17 protein-coding genes are annotated in these 14952 nt (G+C 40.1%); 3 read left to right on the top strand and 14 right to left on the bottom strand.

All coding sequences use genetic code 11. The features are described from left to right. Nucleotides 1-9 precede the first annotated feature (9 nt). The 13 genes from rpmC to rpsL form a co-directional block, all read right to left on the bottom strand. The gene (gene rpmC, locus HC175_RS13635) at nt 10-201 is read right to left on the bottom strand and encodes a 50S ribosomal protein L29 (protein WP_097056535.1); all 192 of its coding nucleotides are present in this window, start codon (nt 199-201) and stop codon (nt 10-12) included. Nucleotides 202-212: 11 nt separating this feature from the next. Continuing rightward, a complete protein-coding gene (gene rplP / locus HC175_RS13630) occupies nt 213-632 on the bottom strand; it encodes a 50S ribosomal protein L16 (protein WP_029037135.1) in 420 nt (139 codons plus the stop codon). A 19-nt stretch (nt 633-651) separates the two neighbouring features. Further along, a complete protein-coding gene (gene rpsC, locus HC175_RS13625) occupies nt 652-1374 on the bottom strand; it encodes a 30S ribosomal protein S3 (protein ID WP_168139052.1) in 723 nt (240 codons plus the stop codon). Nucleotides 1375-1382: 8 nt separating this feature from the next. Beyond that, nucleotides 1383-1790 (bottom strand): 50S ribosomal protein L22, encoded by a 408-nt coding sequence (rplV, locus tag HC175_RS13620; RefSeq protein WP_097056532.1) that lies wholly within the window; start codon nt 1788-1790, stop codon nt 1383-1385. Between the two features lie 8 nt (nt 1791-1798). Beyond that, complete coding sequence (rpsS, locus tag HC175_RS13615; protein WP_029037132.1) at nt 1799-2077, bottom strand: 30S ribosomal protein S19; 279 nt, start codon at nt 2075-2077, stop codon at nt 1799-1801. 6 nt (nt 2078-2083) lie between these two features. After that, nucleotides 2084-2911 carry a 50S ribosomal protein L2 gene (rplB, locus tag HC175_RS13610; protein ID WP_168139051.1) on the bottom strand — a complete coding sequence of 276 codons (828 nt, stop codon included), beginning with the start codon at nt 2909-2911 and terminating at the stop codon, nt 2084-2086. 9 nt (nt 2912-2920) lie between these two features. Next, nucleotides 2921-3211 (bottom strand): 50S ribosomal protein L23, encoded by a 291-nt coding sequence (rplW, locus tag HC175_RS13605; RefSeq protein WP_029037130.1) that lies wholly within the window; start codon nt 3209-3211, stop codon nt 2921-2923. A gap of 5 nt (nt 3212-3216) precedes the next feature. Further along, the gene (gene rplD, locus HC175_RS13600; RefSeq protein ID WP_168139050.1) at nt 3217-3846 is read right to left on the bottom strand and encodes a 50S ribosomal protein L4; all 630 of its coding nucleotides are present in this window, start codon (nt 3844-3846) and stop codon (nt 3217-3219) included. Next, nucleotides 3846-4457, bottom strand: a complete 612-nt coding sequence (gene rplC / locus HC175_RS13595) for a 50S ribosomal protein L3 (RefSeq protein WP_168139049.1) — start codon at nt 4455-4457, stop codon at nt 3846-3848. Before rplC ends, rplD begins: the two co-directional genes overlap by 1 nt. 150 nt (nt 4458-4607) lie before the next feature. Beyond that, complete coding sequence (gene rpsJ / locus HC175_RS13590; protein ID WP_010181931.1) at nt 4608-4913, bottom strand: 30S ribosomal protein S10; 306 nt, start codon at nt 4911-4913, stop codon at nt 4608-4610. Nucleotides 4914-4924: 11 nt separating this feature from the next. Beyond that, the gene (gene fusA / locus HC175_RS13585; RefSeq protein WP_168139048.1) at nt 4925-7036 is read right to left on the bottom strand and encodes an elongation factor G; all 2112 of its coding nucleotides are present in this window, start codon (nt 7034-7036) and stop codon (nt 4925-4927) included. Between the two features lie 3 nt (nt 7037-7039). After that, nucleotides 7040-7516: a 30S ribosomal protein S7 gene (rpsG, locus tag HC175_RS13580; RefSeq protein ID WP_168139047.1), complete on the bottom strand. Its 477-nt coding sequence runs from the start codon at nt 7514-7516 to the stop codon at nt 7040-7042. 42 nt (nt 7517-7558) lie between these two features. Continuing rightward, nucleotides 7559-7933 carry a 30S ribosomal protein S12 gene (gene rpsL, locus HC175_RS13575; RefSeq protein WP_029037125.1) on the bottom strand — a complete coding sequence of 125 codons (375 nt, stop codon included), beginning with the start codon at nt 7931-7933 and terminating at the stop codon, nt 7559-7561. Nucleotides 7934-8453: 520 nt separating this feature from the next. Here rpsL and HC175_RS13570 point away from each other — a divergent pair. The 3 genes from HC175_RS13570 to rlmB all read left to right on the top strand — a co-directional run bounded on the left by HC175_RS13570 (nt 8454) and on the right by rlmB (nt 14010). Beyond that, on the top strand, nt 8454-11690 hold the full coding sequence (locus HC175_RS13570; RefSeq protein WP_168139046.1) for a SusC/RagA family TonB-linked outer membrane protein: 3237 nt from the start codon (nt 8454-8456) through the stop codon (nt 11688-11690). 10 nt (nt 11691-11700) lie between these two features. Beyond that, nucleotides 11701-13200, top strand: coding sequence for a SusD/RagB family nutrient-binding outer membrane lipoprotein (locus tag HC175_RS13565; protein ID WP_168139045.1), 1500 nt, complete (start codon nt 11701-11703; stop codon nt 13198-13200). 69 nt (nt 13201-13269) lie between these two features. After that, nucleotides 13270-14010 carry a 23S rRNA (guanosine(2251)-2'-O)-methyltransferase RlmB gene (gene rlmB, locus HC175_RS13560; protein WP_168139044.1) on the top strand — a complete coding sequence of 247 codons (741 nt, stop codon included), beginning with the start codon at nt 13270-13272 and terminating at the stop codon, nt 14008-14010. A gap of 9 nt (nt 14011-14019) precedes the next feature. On the opposite strand, the gene HC175_RS13555 is transcribed toward rlmB, so the two are convergent. After that, the gene (locus tag HC175_RS13555; RefSeq protein WP_168139043.1) at nt 14020-14787 is read right to left on the bottom strand and encodes a rhomboid family intramembrane serine protease; all 768 of its coding nucleotides are present in this window, start codon (nt 14785-14787) and stop codon (nt 14020-14022) included. Nucleotides 14788-14952: the final 165 nt, after the last annotated feature.

The following is a 14952-nucleotide window of genomic DNA, read 5'->3' as shown; positions in this document are numbered from 1 at the left end:
GAATAACACTTATTGTTGTTCTCTTTTAGTTAACTCTGTAGCAATACGCGCTATAGATCTTCTTACAGTTCTTAACTGTATCGGGTTCTCTAATGGCGATACTGCGTGAGCCATTTTTAGATCGGAATATGCTTTCCTTGATTTACCAAGTTCTTCCTGTAATTCTGCTACAGACAATTCTCTAACTTCTGATTGTTTCATAACGTGTCTTATTAAGCTTGATAATCTCTAGCTACAATGAACTTAGTTTTCACAGGAAGTTTTTGAGCTGCAAGGCGCAAAGCCTCTTTTGCAACATCAAAGGGCACACCCCCTATTTCAAAAAGTATTCTTCCTGGTTTTACAACTGCTGCCCAATATTCTACAGCACCTTTACCTTTACCCATACGTACTTCAAGAGGCTTTTTTGTGATAGGCTTATCTGGAAATATTTTAATCCAAAGTGAACCTTCCCTCTTCATATAACGAGTAGCAGCAATACGCGCAGCTTCTATTTGTCTTGCAGTCACAAAATTTGAGTCTAAAGACTTGATCCCAAAAGTCCCGTTAGAAAGCCTGTGTCCTCTTTGAGAAACACCTTTCATACGGCCCTTTTGCATTTTGCGATATTTTGTTCTTTTAGGCTGTAACATTTTTCTTTACTTTAAAAAATTACTTTCTACGACGCGGTTTTGGTGCACCACTTCGTCCGGTTCCGGTTTTTCCTCCTTGTTTTTTGGCCATGCCAACAAGTGGAGAAAGTTCTCTTTTACCGTATACCTCACCTTTCATGATCCATACTTTAACACCCAGTCTACCATAAGTAGTATGAGCTTCAACTAAAGCATAGTCAATGTCGGCTCTAAATGTTGACAAAGGAATTCTTCCATCTTTATATGATTCTGAACGCGCCATCTCAGCACCGTTCAAACGGCCAGAGATTTCAATTTTGATACCTTCAGCGTTCATTCTCATTGCAGCCGCAATAGCCATTTTTATTGCACGACGGTAAGAGATACGATTCTCAATTTGTCTCGCAACACTTGAAGCCACCAGGTGAGCATCAAGTTCTGGCCTTTTAATTTCAAAGATGTTGATTTGAACTTCCTTGTCGGTAATTTTTTTAAGCTCTTCTTTCAACTTGTCTACCTCCTGGCCGCCTTTACCAATAATGATACCAGGACGGGCTGTGGTGATAGTAACGGTTACAAGTTTAAGAGTACGCTCAATAATTACTCTTGATACACTCGCTTTAGAAAGACGAGCATGGATATATTTTCTAATCTTATCGTCTTCGGCTAATTTATCGCCGTAGTCATTTCCTCCGTACCAGTTGGATTCCCATCCTCTAATGATACCAAGACGATTCCCGATTGGATTTGTTTTCTGTCCCATACTCTTAACTAGCTTTGTGTATTATTGTTTGCTCCAAGCACTAATGTAACGTGGTTGGAACGTTTTCTAATTCTATGTGCGCGACCCTGTGGTGCAGGACGTAGTCTTTTCAACATACTTCCTCCATCAACGCGAATCTCCTTTACAAACAACTCTGCATCTTCAATGCTTGCATCTTCATTCTTAGACTGCCAGTTAGCGATTGCCGACAATAGCAGTTTTTCAAGATTCTTGGATGCATCCTTAGAATTGAATTTCAATATATGAAGCGCTCTTTCTACTTTTTCACCACGAACAAGATCTGCAACCAAACGCATTTTTCTTGGTGAAGTAGGGCAGTTATTCAGTTTAGCAAAAGCTATCTGCTTCTTAGCTTCTTTTGTCTGCTCTGCTCTTTCTCTTTTACGAACTCCCATAGCTTCAATTATTTTTTACCTTTATTTTTAGCACCAGCATGACCTCTAAAAGATCTTGTTGGTGAAAATTCACCTAATTTGTGACCTACCATGTTCTCTGTAATATAAACAGGTACAAACTGGCGCCCATTATGAACAGCAATTGTTTGCCCCACGAAATCTGGAGTGATCATAGAAGCCCTTGACCAGGTCTTAATAACCGCTTTTTTACCAGACTCTGTATTCTGAGCTACTTTTTGCTCCAGTTTATAGTGAACGTAAGGTCCTTTTTTTAATGAACGTGCCATATCTTATTATTTCTTTCTACGTTCTACAATATATTTATTACTCGCTTTAGTTTTAGAACGGGTTCTAAATCCTTTAGCAGGAATGCCCTTTCTAGAACGTGGATGACCTCCAGAAGCACGGCCTTCCCCACCACCCATCGGGTGATCTACTGGGTTCATAACAACCGGTCTCGTTCTTGGTCTTCTACCCAACCATCTGTTTCTACCAGCCTTACCTGACACAAGCAATTGGTGATCACTGTTTGATACAGCCCCAATCGTTGCAACACAGCTCGCCAATACCCTTCTGATTTCTCCTGAAGGCAATTTGATAGTTGCGTATTTTCCTTCTCTTGCCATTAGCTGAGCAAATGCCCCAGCACTACGAGCCATAACAGCTCCCTGGCCAGGCCTAAGCTCGATACAAGAGATAATAGTACCCAACGGAATAATCGATAAAGGCATAGCATTTCCAATTTCTGGCGCTACATCCTCCATTCCTGATACTATATTCTGCCCAACCTGAAGTCCATTCTGAGCAATAATATATCGTTTCTCACCATCTTGATAATTCAATAAGGCGATAAAGGCCGTTCTATTTGGATCATACTCGATAGAAGCGACAGTTGCAGGAATTCCCTGCTTGTCTCTTTTAAAATCAATGATCCTGTAACGTTTCTTATGACCACCACCCATATAGCGCATGGTCATTTTTCCTTGACTGTTTCTACCACCCGATTTTTTGTTCGGAGCTAATAAGCTTTTCTCCGGCTTATCAGTAGTGATCGCGTCAAATCCGTTCACTACTCTAAATCGCTGACCAGGGGTAATTGGTTTTAATTTTCTAACTGACATTTTCTAATCTTAGAGATTACTATATAAATCAATAGTTTCACCTTCCGCCACCTGTACTAGCGCCTTTTTATAGGCACTGGTTTTACCAGTGACAACACCCGTTTTAGTGTAACGGGTTTTTCTGTCTGGGCGAACGTTAATGGTACGAACTTTAGTAACTGAAACACCATAAGCAGACTCAACTGCGTCTTTAATTTCAATCTTATTCGCCTTATTATCAACCACAAAAGCGTACTTATTGTTAAGCTCGCTATCTGCTGTAGCTTTCTCTGTAATAATAGGTTTTATTAAGATACTCATAATGCTTATTTACTTAAATTCGACTCAATTCCTTCTAGAGACCCTTCTAAAAACACTAAATTATTAGCGTTTAATATTTTGTAAGTACTTAATTCTGAAGCACTTACAACCTCAGAGGCCTTTAAATTGCGTGACGACAAATATACGTTTTTATTCGAGTCACCCAACACTATCAAAGATTTTTTCCCCTGAAGCCCTAATGCCTGTAAAACTTCAAGGAAGTTCTTGGTTTTAGGAGATTCAAATGAAAAATCTTCCACAACTATAATAGAGTTGTCATTTGCTTTCATGGATAAGGCAGATTTTCTAGCCAATCTCTTCAAGCTCTTATTCAATTTGAATGAATAACTTCTTGGTCTTGGTCCAAAAACTCTTCCCCCTCCTTTAAAAACTGGAGATTTGATACTTCCTGCACGAGCAGTACCTGTTCCTTTTTGTTTCTTGATCTTACGGGTAGAACCTGCAATCTCTGCACGCTCTTTCGCTTTATGAGTTCCCTGGCGTTGATTAGCCAGATATTGTTTCACATCAAGATAAACAGCATGGTTGTTAGGCTCCACTGCAAAAACAGCATCAGAAAGGTTTGCCTTTCTACCTGTTTCTTTTCCTTTTATATCTAAAACTGCTACTTCCATTACTTCTGAATGATTACGTAAGAGTTCTTATGTCCCGGAACAGCACCTTTCACTACAAGAAGGTTCTTATCTGCTACCACTTTTAAAACTCTCAGGTTTTCTACTTTTACTTTTTCACCACCCATTCTACCGGCCATGCGCATTCCTTTGAAAACTCTCGCAGGATAAGACGCCGCACCAATAGATCCGGGAGCTCTTAAACGGTTGTGTTGACCGTGAGTTGCTTGTCCAACACCACCAAATCCGTGACGCTTAACAACACCTTGAAAACCTTTACCTTTTGAAAAACCGGAAACGTCTACAAATTCGCCTTCAGTAAAATGCTCAACGGTAATGGTGTCACCTAATTTGTACTCTCCTTCAAATCCCTTGAATTCAACGACTTTGCGCATTGCTGCAGCTCCGGCTTTTTTAGCATGCCCTTCGGCAGCCTTATTAGCAGTCTTTTTGTCATCGAAACCAAGTTGAAGAGCTTCGTACCCGTCAACCTCCTCGGTTCTGACTTGGGTAATTACGCATGGCCCGGCCTGAATAACGGTACAAGGAATGTTCTTTCCGTTCTCGTCAAAAATGCTGGTCATGCCAATCTTTTTTCCTATTAACCCAGACATAATTAATTATTAGTTATTAATTTATATTTATTTAAAAATATTCAGGATTGAAAAACACTTCCAATCCTGAATGTATTTTTCACCGTTTTTCCCTCGCCTAAAGCTCGGGACATGTATGGCCACGAAACCTGTTCGAAGCCTTGAGTGTCATCACACTTTAATCTCTACCTCTACTCCACTTGGCAATTCAAGTTTCATTAAGGCATCAATAGTTTTAGAAGAAGAACTGTAAATATCCAGTAATCTTTTATAAGAACTTAACTGAAACTGCTCTCTCGACTTTTTATTAACGTGTGGAGATCGAAGTACTGTAAAGATCTTTTTATGAGTTGGCAATGGAATTGGTCCAGTTACCACAGCTCCCGTACTTTTCACGGTTTTTACAATCTTCTCGGCAGATTTGTCTACCAGGTTATGATCGTAAGATTTTAGTTTTATTCTGATTTTTTGACTCATTTTCCTGATAATTATTCGTTAGCTGTTCCCTTTTCTGCCTTCATAATTGCTTCTGAAATATTAGAAGGAGTTTCAGCATAGTGAGAGAATTCCATAGTAGAAGTTGCACGTCCCGAAGAAAGGGTACGCAGGGTAGTTACATATCCAAACATCTCAGATAATGGCACTTCCGCTTTAATAACTTTAGCACCAGACCTGTCGGACATGTTGTTTACCTGTCCACGACGTCTGTTAAGATCCCCTACAATATCACCCATGTTTTCTTCTGGGGTAACCACTTCTACCTTCATGATAGGCTCAAGAATAACAGCACCAGCTTTCTTAGCTGCCACTTTGTATCCCATTTTTGCGGCCAATTCAAAAGAAAGCTGATCCGAATCCACTGGGTGGAAAGATCCATCCTTTAGAACTACCTTTAATGTATCCATTGTAAAACCTGCAAGAGGTCCGGTTTTCATTGCTTCCTTAAATCCTTTTTCAACAGAAGGAATAAATTCTTTAGGAATACGTCCACCTTTGATCTCATCAACAAATTGAAGTCCTGGGCCTTTAAAGTCTTCGTCTGCAGGCCCTAATGTGAATACAATATCACCAAACTTACCACGACCACCAGATTGCTTCTTGTAAACCTCTCTGTGATCTGCAAATTTAGTAACGGTTTCTTTGTACTCAACTCTTGGCTGACCTTCATTTACTTCAACCTTAAATTCTCTCTTCAAACGATCTACAAGGATCTCAAGGTGAAGCTCACCCATACCTGAGATAATTGTTTGTCCAGAAACTTCATCAGTCTTCACCTGGAAAGTTGGATCCTCTTCAGCTAGTTTAGCTAAAGCCATACCCATTTTATCAACATCAGCCTTTGTTTTTGGCTCAACAGAGATACCAATTACGGGCTCCGGGAAAGACATAGACTCAAGCACGATTGGATGCTTCTCATCTGTCAATGTATCTCCGGTTTTAATATCTTTAAATCCAACAGCGGCACCAATATCTCCAGCTTCAATTCTGTCAATTGGCTGCTGCTTGTTAGCATGCATTTGATAAATACGTGAAATACGTTCCTTTTTTCCAGAACGGTTGTTCTGAACATAAGATCCCGCATCTAAAGCTCCAGAATAAACTCTAAAGAAAGCTAAACGACCCACAAAAGGATCTGTAGCAATTTTAAAAGCTAAAGCTGAAAAAGGTGAATCTACATGAGGCTTACGACTTTCTTCCTTTTCGGTATCTGGATTAACACCCACAATAGCGTCAACATCTACAGGAGAAGGAAGGTAACGCATTACAGCATCCAACATAGCCTGAACTCCTTTATTTTTGAAGGCAGACCCACACATCATTGGAATGATAGACATATCTATTGTTGCAGCTCTAAGCGCAGCAATGATCTCATCTTCAGTAATTGAGTTCTCATCTTCGAAGAACTTCTCCATAAGAGCCTCATCGTACTCAGCTACGGCCTCAACCAATTGAGCTCTGTACTTGTTAACATCTTCCTCAAGTTCAGCAGGAATATCGATCGTTTCGTAAGTCATTCCGAAATCCTCTTCATTCCAAACGATCGCCTTTTTAGAAATAAGGTCAACCACTCCTTTAAAGTCGATCTCATCACCAATTGGAATCTGCAAAGGAACAGGGTTACCACCCAACATTTCCCTTACCTGCTTGATCACATTAAAGAAATCTGCACCTTGACGGTCCATTTTGTTAACAAATCCAAGACGAGGTACACGATATTTGTCAGCTTGTCTCCAAACAGTTTCAGACTGAGGCTCAACACCATCAACTGCACTGAAAAGAGCAACCATTCCATCAAGTACACGTAAGGAACGCTCTACCTCTACAGTAAAGTCAACGTGTCCCGGAGTATCAATTATGTTTACAGTATATTCCTGATCACGATAATTCCACTTACAATGAGTCGCAGCCGAAGTAATGGTGATACCACGCTCCTGCTCCTGCTCCATCCAGTCCATTGTCGCTGCACCATCATGCACCTCTCCGATCTTATGACTAATACCGGTATAGAAAAGAATACGCTCTGTTGTAGTAGTTTTACCGGCATCAATATGCGCAGCAATACCTATATTTCTTGTAAATTTTAAATCTCTTTGTGCCATTTTCTAGAATCTAAAGTGAGAGAATGCTTTGTTAGCTTCAGCCATCTTGTGAGTATCCACTCTTTTCTTAACAGCCGCACCTTCTTCTTTAGCTGCAGCAAGAACCTCGGCAGCAAGACGCTGTGCCATAGATTTCTCATTGCGCTTTCTCGCATAGGAGATCAACCACTTCATTGCAGTTGAAACCTTACGATCTGGTCTAATTTGCATTGGGATCTGAAAAGTAGCACCACCAACTCTACGACTACGTACTTCTACGTGAGGCATAACATTAGATAGAGCATCTTTCCAAAGTTCAAGTGCAGTCTTTTCGTCATCTTGTTTTTTCTCTTCTACGATGGCAATTGCATCATAGAAAACTTTAAAGGCAACAGATTTTTTACCATCCCACATCATCATGTTAACAAATCGAGTTACTAACTGATCATTAAACTTTGGATCTGGTAAAAGTGGCCTTTTTTTCGCCTGTCTTTTTCTCATTTCTTCTTTGTAATAAGTTAATTGTTACTTGCCTTTGGAATTCTATTTCTTAGGCTTCTTAGCACCATACTTGGAACGCCTCTGGGTTCTTCCTGCAACACCGGCAGTATCCAGAGCACCACGTACAATATGATACCTAACTCCAGGCAAATCTTTAACTCTTCCGCCTCTAACCAATACTATCGAGTGCTCCTGGAGGTTGTGTCCTTCACCGGGGATGTACGCGTTCACCTCTTTCCCGTTCGTCAACCTTACCCTTGCTACTTTTCTCATAGCAGAGTTTGGTTTCTTAGGGGTAGTGGTGTAAACACGAGTACATACTCCTCGTCGCTGAGGGCACGAATCCAAAGCAGCCGATTTACTCTTCTTGGTAATTGTGGCTCTTCCTTTTCGTACTAATTGTGAAATTGTTGGCATAATTTCTTTTACACTAAATTATTTGTTTTTATAATTCCCTTTTTTAAAAGGTCTGCAAAGGTAGAAATAAAACCGAAGTATTCAAATCTTAATTAATTAATTTTCAAACGTCTCGTTAAAATAAATTTTCAGTTTCACCGTCCGGGATTTGTTTCCAGTAGAATTCTCCTATACCTATATAATATATATACAAAACTCCGTTTTGCCCAGATTCTATTAAATGCCACAGAGCGATTATTATTTTCCCTCTGAAATTTCCTCATTTTCTGGCCCCAACGACTTCAACATCAGGCGCAATAACGTACTGCAAAACAGTGAAATACATTAATCAAAGCAAATCTCCACAAACGTTAAGGAAAGCCTAAATTTTACACCAAAAATCCGATGAAAATGAAGTTTAACGGAAAAAAAGTTGTCCGGTTAACATTAAATTATCAAATTTGGCACTGGCTAATTCAAACAAATCTTAAAAATGAAAACAAAGTTTAGTGGATTACTAACGCTATTACTTGCGTTGGTTGTGCAAATTACGTTTGCACAGGAACAACAAACGGTCTCGGGTAACGTGACCGATGGAAGTGGAATGCCCCTCCCCGGGGTTAACGTACTGGTAAAAGGTACAACAAGAGGGGTTCAAACCGATTTTGATGGTAACTACTCTATAGAAGCTAGTCAAGGTGAGGTTTTGGTTTTTTCCTATTTAGGAATGAAAACAATGGAAGTTACTTTTCAAGATTCTCCCAGAATAAATGTGGTATTAGAAGCTGATGCCGCACAACTGGAAGAAGTAGTAGTAACGGCACTGGGAATTAGGAGAGAAGAAAAATCTCTTCCTTACGCAGCTCAAACCGTTAATGCTGAAGAGTTAAACATCACAGAGGATACCAACATTAAGTCTGCTCTTGCAGGTAAAGTTGCTGGGGTTCAGATCAATGCGCAAGCGGGATCTAAACTTGGTGAAGCTGGTAAAATCCGTATTCGTGGTGGTATCTCTTTAACTTCAGATGACGATCCATTGTATGTTATTGATGGTATTCCTACTACAGATCCAAATGCGATCGACATGAGTAACGTTGCTACCCTTAACGTGTTAAAGGGGCCAAACGCAACTGCACTTTATGGACAAAGAGCTTCTAACGGGGTAGTACAAATTACTACTAAAAGAGGTGCTGAGTCAGATCGTTTAGGAATTGAAATTACAAGTTCTATCTCTTTTGACAAAGTAGGTAGAATGATGAATTACCAAAATGATTATGGTCAAGGTTATTCTCCAAATGAATTTGGAACGTTTGACTTTGATGCTGGTTACAACTTTAGAGTTTTTGGAATTTCAGGAGGACCATACCCAGACTGGATGTCTGTTTTTGATGGCCAGCGTTATTTCAATGCTAACGTTTATGCAGATGAGAGCTGGGGACCAAAGTTTGATGGTGAGCCGTACATTCCATGGTATGCAATGTACAGAGACAGCCCTTATTTCGGACAAACTGATACTTGGGAAGCACATCCAGACAACATTAAAGATTTCTACGATACAGGAACAACTTTCAAGAACATCGTTTCCTTATCTGGAGGTGGAGAAGACTACAGCGCCCGCTTGTCTTTCACTAATCTTGATCAATCTGGTATCATTCCAGAGTCTACTCACCGTAAGAACTTCATAACTGCTGCTTTTGATTTCAACATCACTGATAACTTCAGCGTTGGAACTAACATCAACTATTCTGAAGGTACAGTTAATGGTGATTTTGATGATGGCTACAGTAACCAAACAACTGGATCTTTCAACTCTTGGTTTGGTCGTAACATCGACGTAAACAAAATGAGAGAATTGCAAGGCTTAACTACAGAAGAAGGATACCTTGCTTCCTGGAACAACTGGGGTCTTGACGCCTGGGCAGCAGGTGAGGACATTGATTTTCTAAACTTCAAAAAAGCTGCTTTCTGGTTCAACCCTTATGACTGGTTGTCTCTTTACAAAAACGAAAGAAAAACAACTACCTTATTAGGTGATGTACATGCTTCTTATTCTTTCCTAGACAATTTTGAAGCGACTGTTCAGGTTTCTAGAAACGAAAGAAAAATAAGAAGAGATTTCGAAGTTCCTTATCTAATTGAATTTTCATCTGCTCCCAATCTATACAATGAGTGGGTGAACTCTTTTGGAAGACTTTATCAGTCTATTACAGAGGATAACTACCAAGGTTTGTTAAGATATGAGCAAGATTTCGAATCATTTGACGTAAGTGCAATGATTGGAGGTAACATTAGAAAAGATAACTACTACTACTTCCAAAATGACATGGATACTGGTAACTCAGACAGTGGTGGATTGATCCTTCCTGATGTTTATACCTTCTCGAACTCTAGAGAACAATTAACTGCAACTGCATATGACAGAAACAAGCAGGTAAACTCTATCTACGGAAACATTTCCTTAGGATATAATGACCTTCTTTACGTTGATGCTTCTATTCGTCGTGACTGGAGTTCTGCACTTCCATCAGATAACAACGGGTACACATACCCATCTGTTGGTGCATCTTTCATCTTTACTGAATTGTTGAATGACAGCGATATCCTTACTTTTGGTAAGCTTCGTGGAGGTTGGGCACAAGTAGGTGATGATGTTGACGCTCTTGCTCTTAACCCAGCATATCCATTAGGTGGTGACTTGTATGGGGACAGAATTCTGCAATATGACAGATCAAGACTTATTGATCCAAACGTAGAACCTGCAATGAACACTTCTTACGAATTTGGTGTGGATCTTAGATTCTTGAACAACAGAGTAGGATTTAACGCTACTTACTACAACGAAAATCGTGAGAATGAGATCATTCCTATCACTATTTCTTCAGGAAGTGGATATCTTGATTACCTAACTAACGCTGGTGAATCAGAAAGAAAAGGTGTTGAATTATCTCTAGATGCAGATATCATCAAAACTGAAGACTTCTCTTGGAACCTTCTTGCTAACTGGGCTACTAACGAATCAACTATCATTAGCCTTCCAGGTGACTTGCAGTCAATCGACGGTGCCGGAGGAAGTGACGATTGGCGTTTTGTATCTGTAGTGCACAGATTAGGTGAAGAATGGGGTCAATTAAGAGGAACAGGTTTCGCAAGAGATGAAGAAGGTAATAGAATCATCAATGCTAACGGAACTTATGCTTTTGAAGCAGATCAAAGTTTTGGATCTATCCTTCCTGATTTCACAGGAGGTTTCGTGAACACTTTGAACTACAAGAACTTCACGCTTATCGCTTCTCTAGACTACCAAAAAGGTGGTAAATTCTTCTCTCTGTCTGAAATGTGGGGTGGTTACTCTGGTTTAACTGCAGAGACTGCTGGTCTTAACGACCGAGGAGTAGAGAAACGACTTCCTGTTGCCGATGGTGGTGGTACTCATGTAACTGGTGTATATGCTGACGGAAGCGCTGCCGATACTTACATCCCAACAATTTCATACTGGGGACAGTTCCAGCCTAACCGTATAGCTGAGCCGTTTATTCACAATGCCGACTACTTAAAACTTAGAGACGTAAGCCTTACTTACAGACTTCCTGGAAGTATGGTTAACGATGTGTTTGAATCCGCTAGTATTAGTGTTATAGGTCGTAACCTTTGGTTGATCGCAGTTGCAGATGACAACGTTCACGAATGGGATCCTTCTGAAATGTCTCAGAACTGGGGTGAAAACTCTCAGTTACCTAGCACTAGAAGCTTCGGTATGAATCTTAAATTAACGTTTTAATTAATAAGAAATGAAAAAGTTTAAAGTAATATTCTTGTTATCAATAATGTTCTTGTCACTGGGATCGTGCGAGACAGTAGACTTTGGTGATACGAATACAAATACAAATGGTCCCTCAGAATTCAATTCTGCGGCCCTGTTGACAGCGGCACAGAGGAGATATGTTACCATCGGTTTTAGAGACTGGTTGGTTAATCCTCACCTTTATGTTCAATACCAGGCGCAGCCTGTGTATCAGGATGAGTCACGTTATGCTGAAGGCCCAACAAACTGGTCTGCATACTACGCTCAGACGCTAATGAACCTTCAACAGATCATCAACTTATCTAATGATCCTGAAGTGAACACTACTCCTGCTTACCTATCAAATGGTTCTGTAAACAACCAGGTAGCAGTTGCGAGAATCATGAAAGTGCTTATCTATAAGCGTCTGACTGACACTTACGGAGATATTCCTTACTTTGAAGCTCTTAACCCTGAAGTACAATCTCCAGCTTATACTCCTCAGGAGGATATCTACATGGATTTCATCAGCGAGTTAAAAGCAGCACGTGAAATGTTGAATCCGGCAGAAGACGGAGCCGTAGGTGATATCATCTATGATGGAGACGTTGAAAGCTGGCAGAGATTTGCTAACTCTTTACTTCTTAGTGTTACTATGCAAATGAGTGAAGCAGCTCCAACTGTTGCTGCTACAGAATTTGCTGCTGCACTAAACAATGAGCACGGAGTTATTGAAACTACAGCACAAGAAGCCTGGTATTTCCCTATCAACGTTTCTACTCTAGTTAACCCATGGACTGCATTCCGTCCAGCAGATTATAACATGTCTGAATACTTCCAGAATGCCCTTCAAGGTGATGAGGATGACTATTCCAACGACACGTTTGACAGCCGTTTACTAGTGTATTCTAGTGATGCTGAAGGAGAAGGACTTCCTTACGGTTTAGAAGACTATACTGGAATTGGAAGTAGCGTAAGAATTTCTGCTTACATCACTTCTCCAACATCTCCTTTCCCAATCCTTACTTCAGGTTATACTTACCTGAACAGAGCTGAAGCTGCTGAAAGAGGTTGGACAAGTGAAGATGCCGAAGAAATGCTAAGAATGGGAATCACTCAGTCTTTCGCATCAACTACTGAGTACTTTGGAAATGGACCACACATCCAGGATGCTGGTCTAGAGCCTATCGACATTACAGATGAAGCAGATGCGTTTGCTGATGCTCGTCTTGCCGATGCAGCTTCAACAGGTATTCTACAAGTAATTGCAGAAGAAAAGTGGGCTGCTTTATTCCCACAAGGATTCCAGGCTTGGGCTGAGTGGAGAAGAACAGGGTTCCCTATTCTTACTCCTTCACCAGATCCACTTAACAATGGTGAGATACCAACAAGATATCTTTACCCAACAAGTGAGATCAACCTGAACAATGCAAATTATCAAGCAGGTGTTAGTAACCTGAGCCCAGCCTCAGATAACAACACATCAAAAGTTTGGTGGGATCAATAATTAAAGATTATTTGAGATTGCCGAAAAACCACCCTTTTAGGGTGGTTTTTTTATGTCTATATTTGCCATATGGAAGAAAAAGAAACAACAATTATCTTTGGAATACGCGCAGTTATTGAAGCAATTCAGAATGACGAGACCATTGATAAGATATATGTACAGAAAGGTTTAAGTGGTCAGCTCATCCAGGAACTTCAGCAAAAAACAAGATCTGGCGAATACAACATCTCTTACGTCCCGGTAGAAAAACTAAATAAACTTGTAAAAGGAAACCATCAGGGTGTAGTCGCAAAAATCTCCCCGGTTGCTTTTGCCTCCCTTGAGGAAGAAGTTGAAAAGACACTTTCTAAAAATACATCTCCCCTATTTCTTTTGCTAGATCAGATCGATGATGTTCGGAATTTTGGAGCTATTATTCGAACAGCAGAATGTTGCGGAGTCGATGCTATAATCATTCCCAAAAAAGGAGGCGCCCCAGTAACTGCAGACACGGTAAAGACTTCTGCGGGAGCCATTTTCAAGATCCCATTGATCAAAGTAGATCACATCAAGGATGCCATTTATTATATGCAGGCTTCCAACATTAAAGTAGTGGCCGCAACCGAAAAAACAGATTCCCTCCTCTATACTACCGACTTTAATCATCCTCTGGCATTAGTAATGGGAAATGAAGGAAAAGGAATTTCAGATTCTGTACTTAAACTTGTAGATGAGAAAGCGAAATTACCAATGATGGGTTCAATTGGCTCCCTGAATGTATCGGTTGCCTGTGGGGCTTTTCTATATGAAGTGGTAAGACAAAGGCTATAAAAGGCGGCTCTAGAGGGAATCTTTTTTGTCAGATTCCTCTTCTTTGTCAGTTTCAGCTTTTCTGTAATGATAAATGTACTGGGGGAGATCATTATTATCCGGATCTTCTACGAAATTTCCATTTTCATCGAAATGCCGCATGAATGGATCGTTCTCCTCCTTATAATTACTTCGCTCCCACTCATATTTTGGTGCTGTTGCGATATCCTTTTTATATACGAGAGCAAAAATTAATCCTGCAACAAGCCCTGAAAGATGTCCTTCCCACGAAATCTGTGGATCAATAGGGGCCACGTACCACAAGAGACCTCCATATAGGAAAACAACAATAAGAGAAAGTGCCACCAGCCGGTAATATTTGGAGAAAATACCTTTAAAAAATAAAAAACTGGCCAGCACGTAAACAATACCCGAAGCTCCGATATGGTATGCGGGCCTTCCAATGATCCAGGTTAAAATTCCCGAAAACAACAGCCCCAAAAAGAGGATTTTCCAGCTTAATTTTCGGTAGAAATAGAATAAAGACATCGTTAAGACGAACAAAGGAATCGTATTATGAAAAAGATGCTTGATATCACTATGGATAAATGGCGAAAAAAGGACACCTCTTAAACCTTCAATTTTTCGGGGATAGACACCAAAGGATGTAAAATCCCAGCCAAAACGAATTTCCATCCAAAATACAATCCAAATGAGAAGTACAAATAGGATTGGAAATCCCACCACTCCAGGTGTGAAAACAAATTGCTCATGATCTCTTAAAGAAGGGATTCTCATATAGTGCTTATTTCAAAAATACAGCCATTAAAATATTCCTGACAATACCTTTCAAAAATGTCATTTCTGAATCTCATTTTTGAACCTGTAGCAACAGCATCTGTCAGAACGTCATTTAAAAGTTCTTTCAGAAAACTCTTTACTACCCTCAACCCAATTTAGTAT

The sequence above is a fragment of the Salinimicrobium oceani genome (genome assembly GCF_012037645.1).
This window is presented reverse-complemented; position numbering and strand designations above follow the sequence as displayed.

What these genes read in the sequence shown, in the direction of transcription:
- rpmC (WP_097056535.1), bottom strand. Translation starts at nt 201, where the DNA reads ATGAAACAATCAGAAGTTAGAGAATTGTCTGTAGCAGAATTACAGGAA.
- rplP (WP_029037135.1), bottom strand. Translation starts at nt 632, where the DNA reads ATGTTACAGCCTAAAAGAACAAAATATCGCAAAATGCAAAAGGGCCGT.
- rpsC (WP_168139052.1), bottom strand. Translation starts at nt 1,374, where the DNA reads ATGGGACAGAAAACAAATCCAATCGGGAATCGTCTTGGTATCATTAGA.
- rplV (WP_097056532.1), bottom strand. Translation starts at nt 1,790, where the DNA reads ATGGGAGTTCGTAAAAGAGAAAGAGCAGAGCAGACAAAAGAAGCTAAG.
- rpsS (WP_029037132.1), bottom strand. Translation starts at nt 2,077, where the DNA reads ATGGCACGTTCATTAAAAAAAGGACCTTACGTTCACTATAAACTGGAG.
- rplB (WP_168139051.1), bottom strand. Translation starts at nt 2,911, where the DNA reads ATGTCAGTTAGAAAATTAAAACCAATTACCCCTGGTCAGCGATTTAGA.
- rplW (WP_029037130.1), bottom strand. Translation starts at nt 3,211, where the DNA reads ATGAGTATCTTAATAAAACCTATTATTACAGAGAAAGCTACAGCAGAT.
- rplD (WP_168139050.1), bottom strand. Translation starts at nt 3,846, where the DNA reads ATGGAAGTAGCAGTTTTAGATATAAAAGGAAAAGAAACAGGTAGAAAG.
- rplC (WP_168139049.1), bottom strand. Translation starts at nt 4,457, where the DNA reads ATGTCTGGGTTAATAGGAAAAAAGATTGGCATGACCAGCATTTTTGAC.
- rpsJ (WP_010181931.1), bottom strand. Translation starts at nt 4,913, where the DNA reads ATGAGTCAAAAAATCAGAATAAAACTAAAATCTTACGATCATAACCTG.
- fusA (WP_168139048.1), bottom strand. Translation starts at nt 7,036, where the DNA reads ATGGCACAAAGAGATTTAAAATTTACAAGAAATATAGGTATTGCTGCG.
- rpsG (WP_168139047.1), bottom strand. Translation starts at nt 7,516, where the DNA reads ATGAGAAAAAGACAGGCGAAAAAAAGGCCACTTTTACCAGATCCAAAG.
- rpsL (WP_029037125.1), bottom strand. Translation starts at nt 7,933, where the DNA reads ATGCCAACAATTTCACAATTAGTACGAAAAGGAAGAGCCACAATTACC.
- HC175_RS13565 (WP_168139045.1), top strand. Translation starts at nt 11,701, where the DNA reads ATGAAAAAGTTTAAAGTAATATTCTTGTTATCAATAATGTTCTTGTCA.
- rlmB (WP_168139044.1), top strand. Translation starts at nt 13,270, where the DNA reads ATGGAAGAAAAAGAAACAACAATTATCTTTGGAATACGCGCAGTTATT.
- HC175_RS13555 (WP_168139043.1), bottom strand. Translation starts at nt 14,787, where the DNA reads ATGAGAATCCCTTCTTTAAGAGATCATGAGCAATTTGTTTTCACACCT.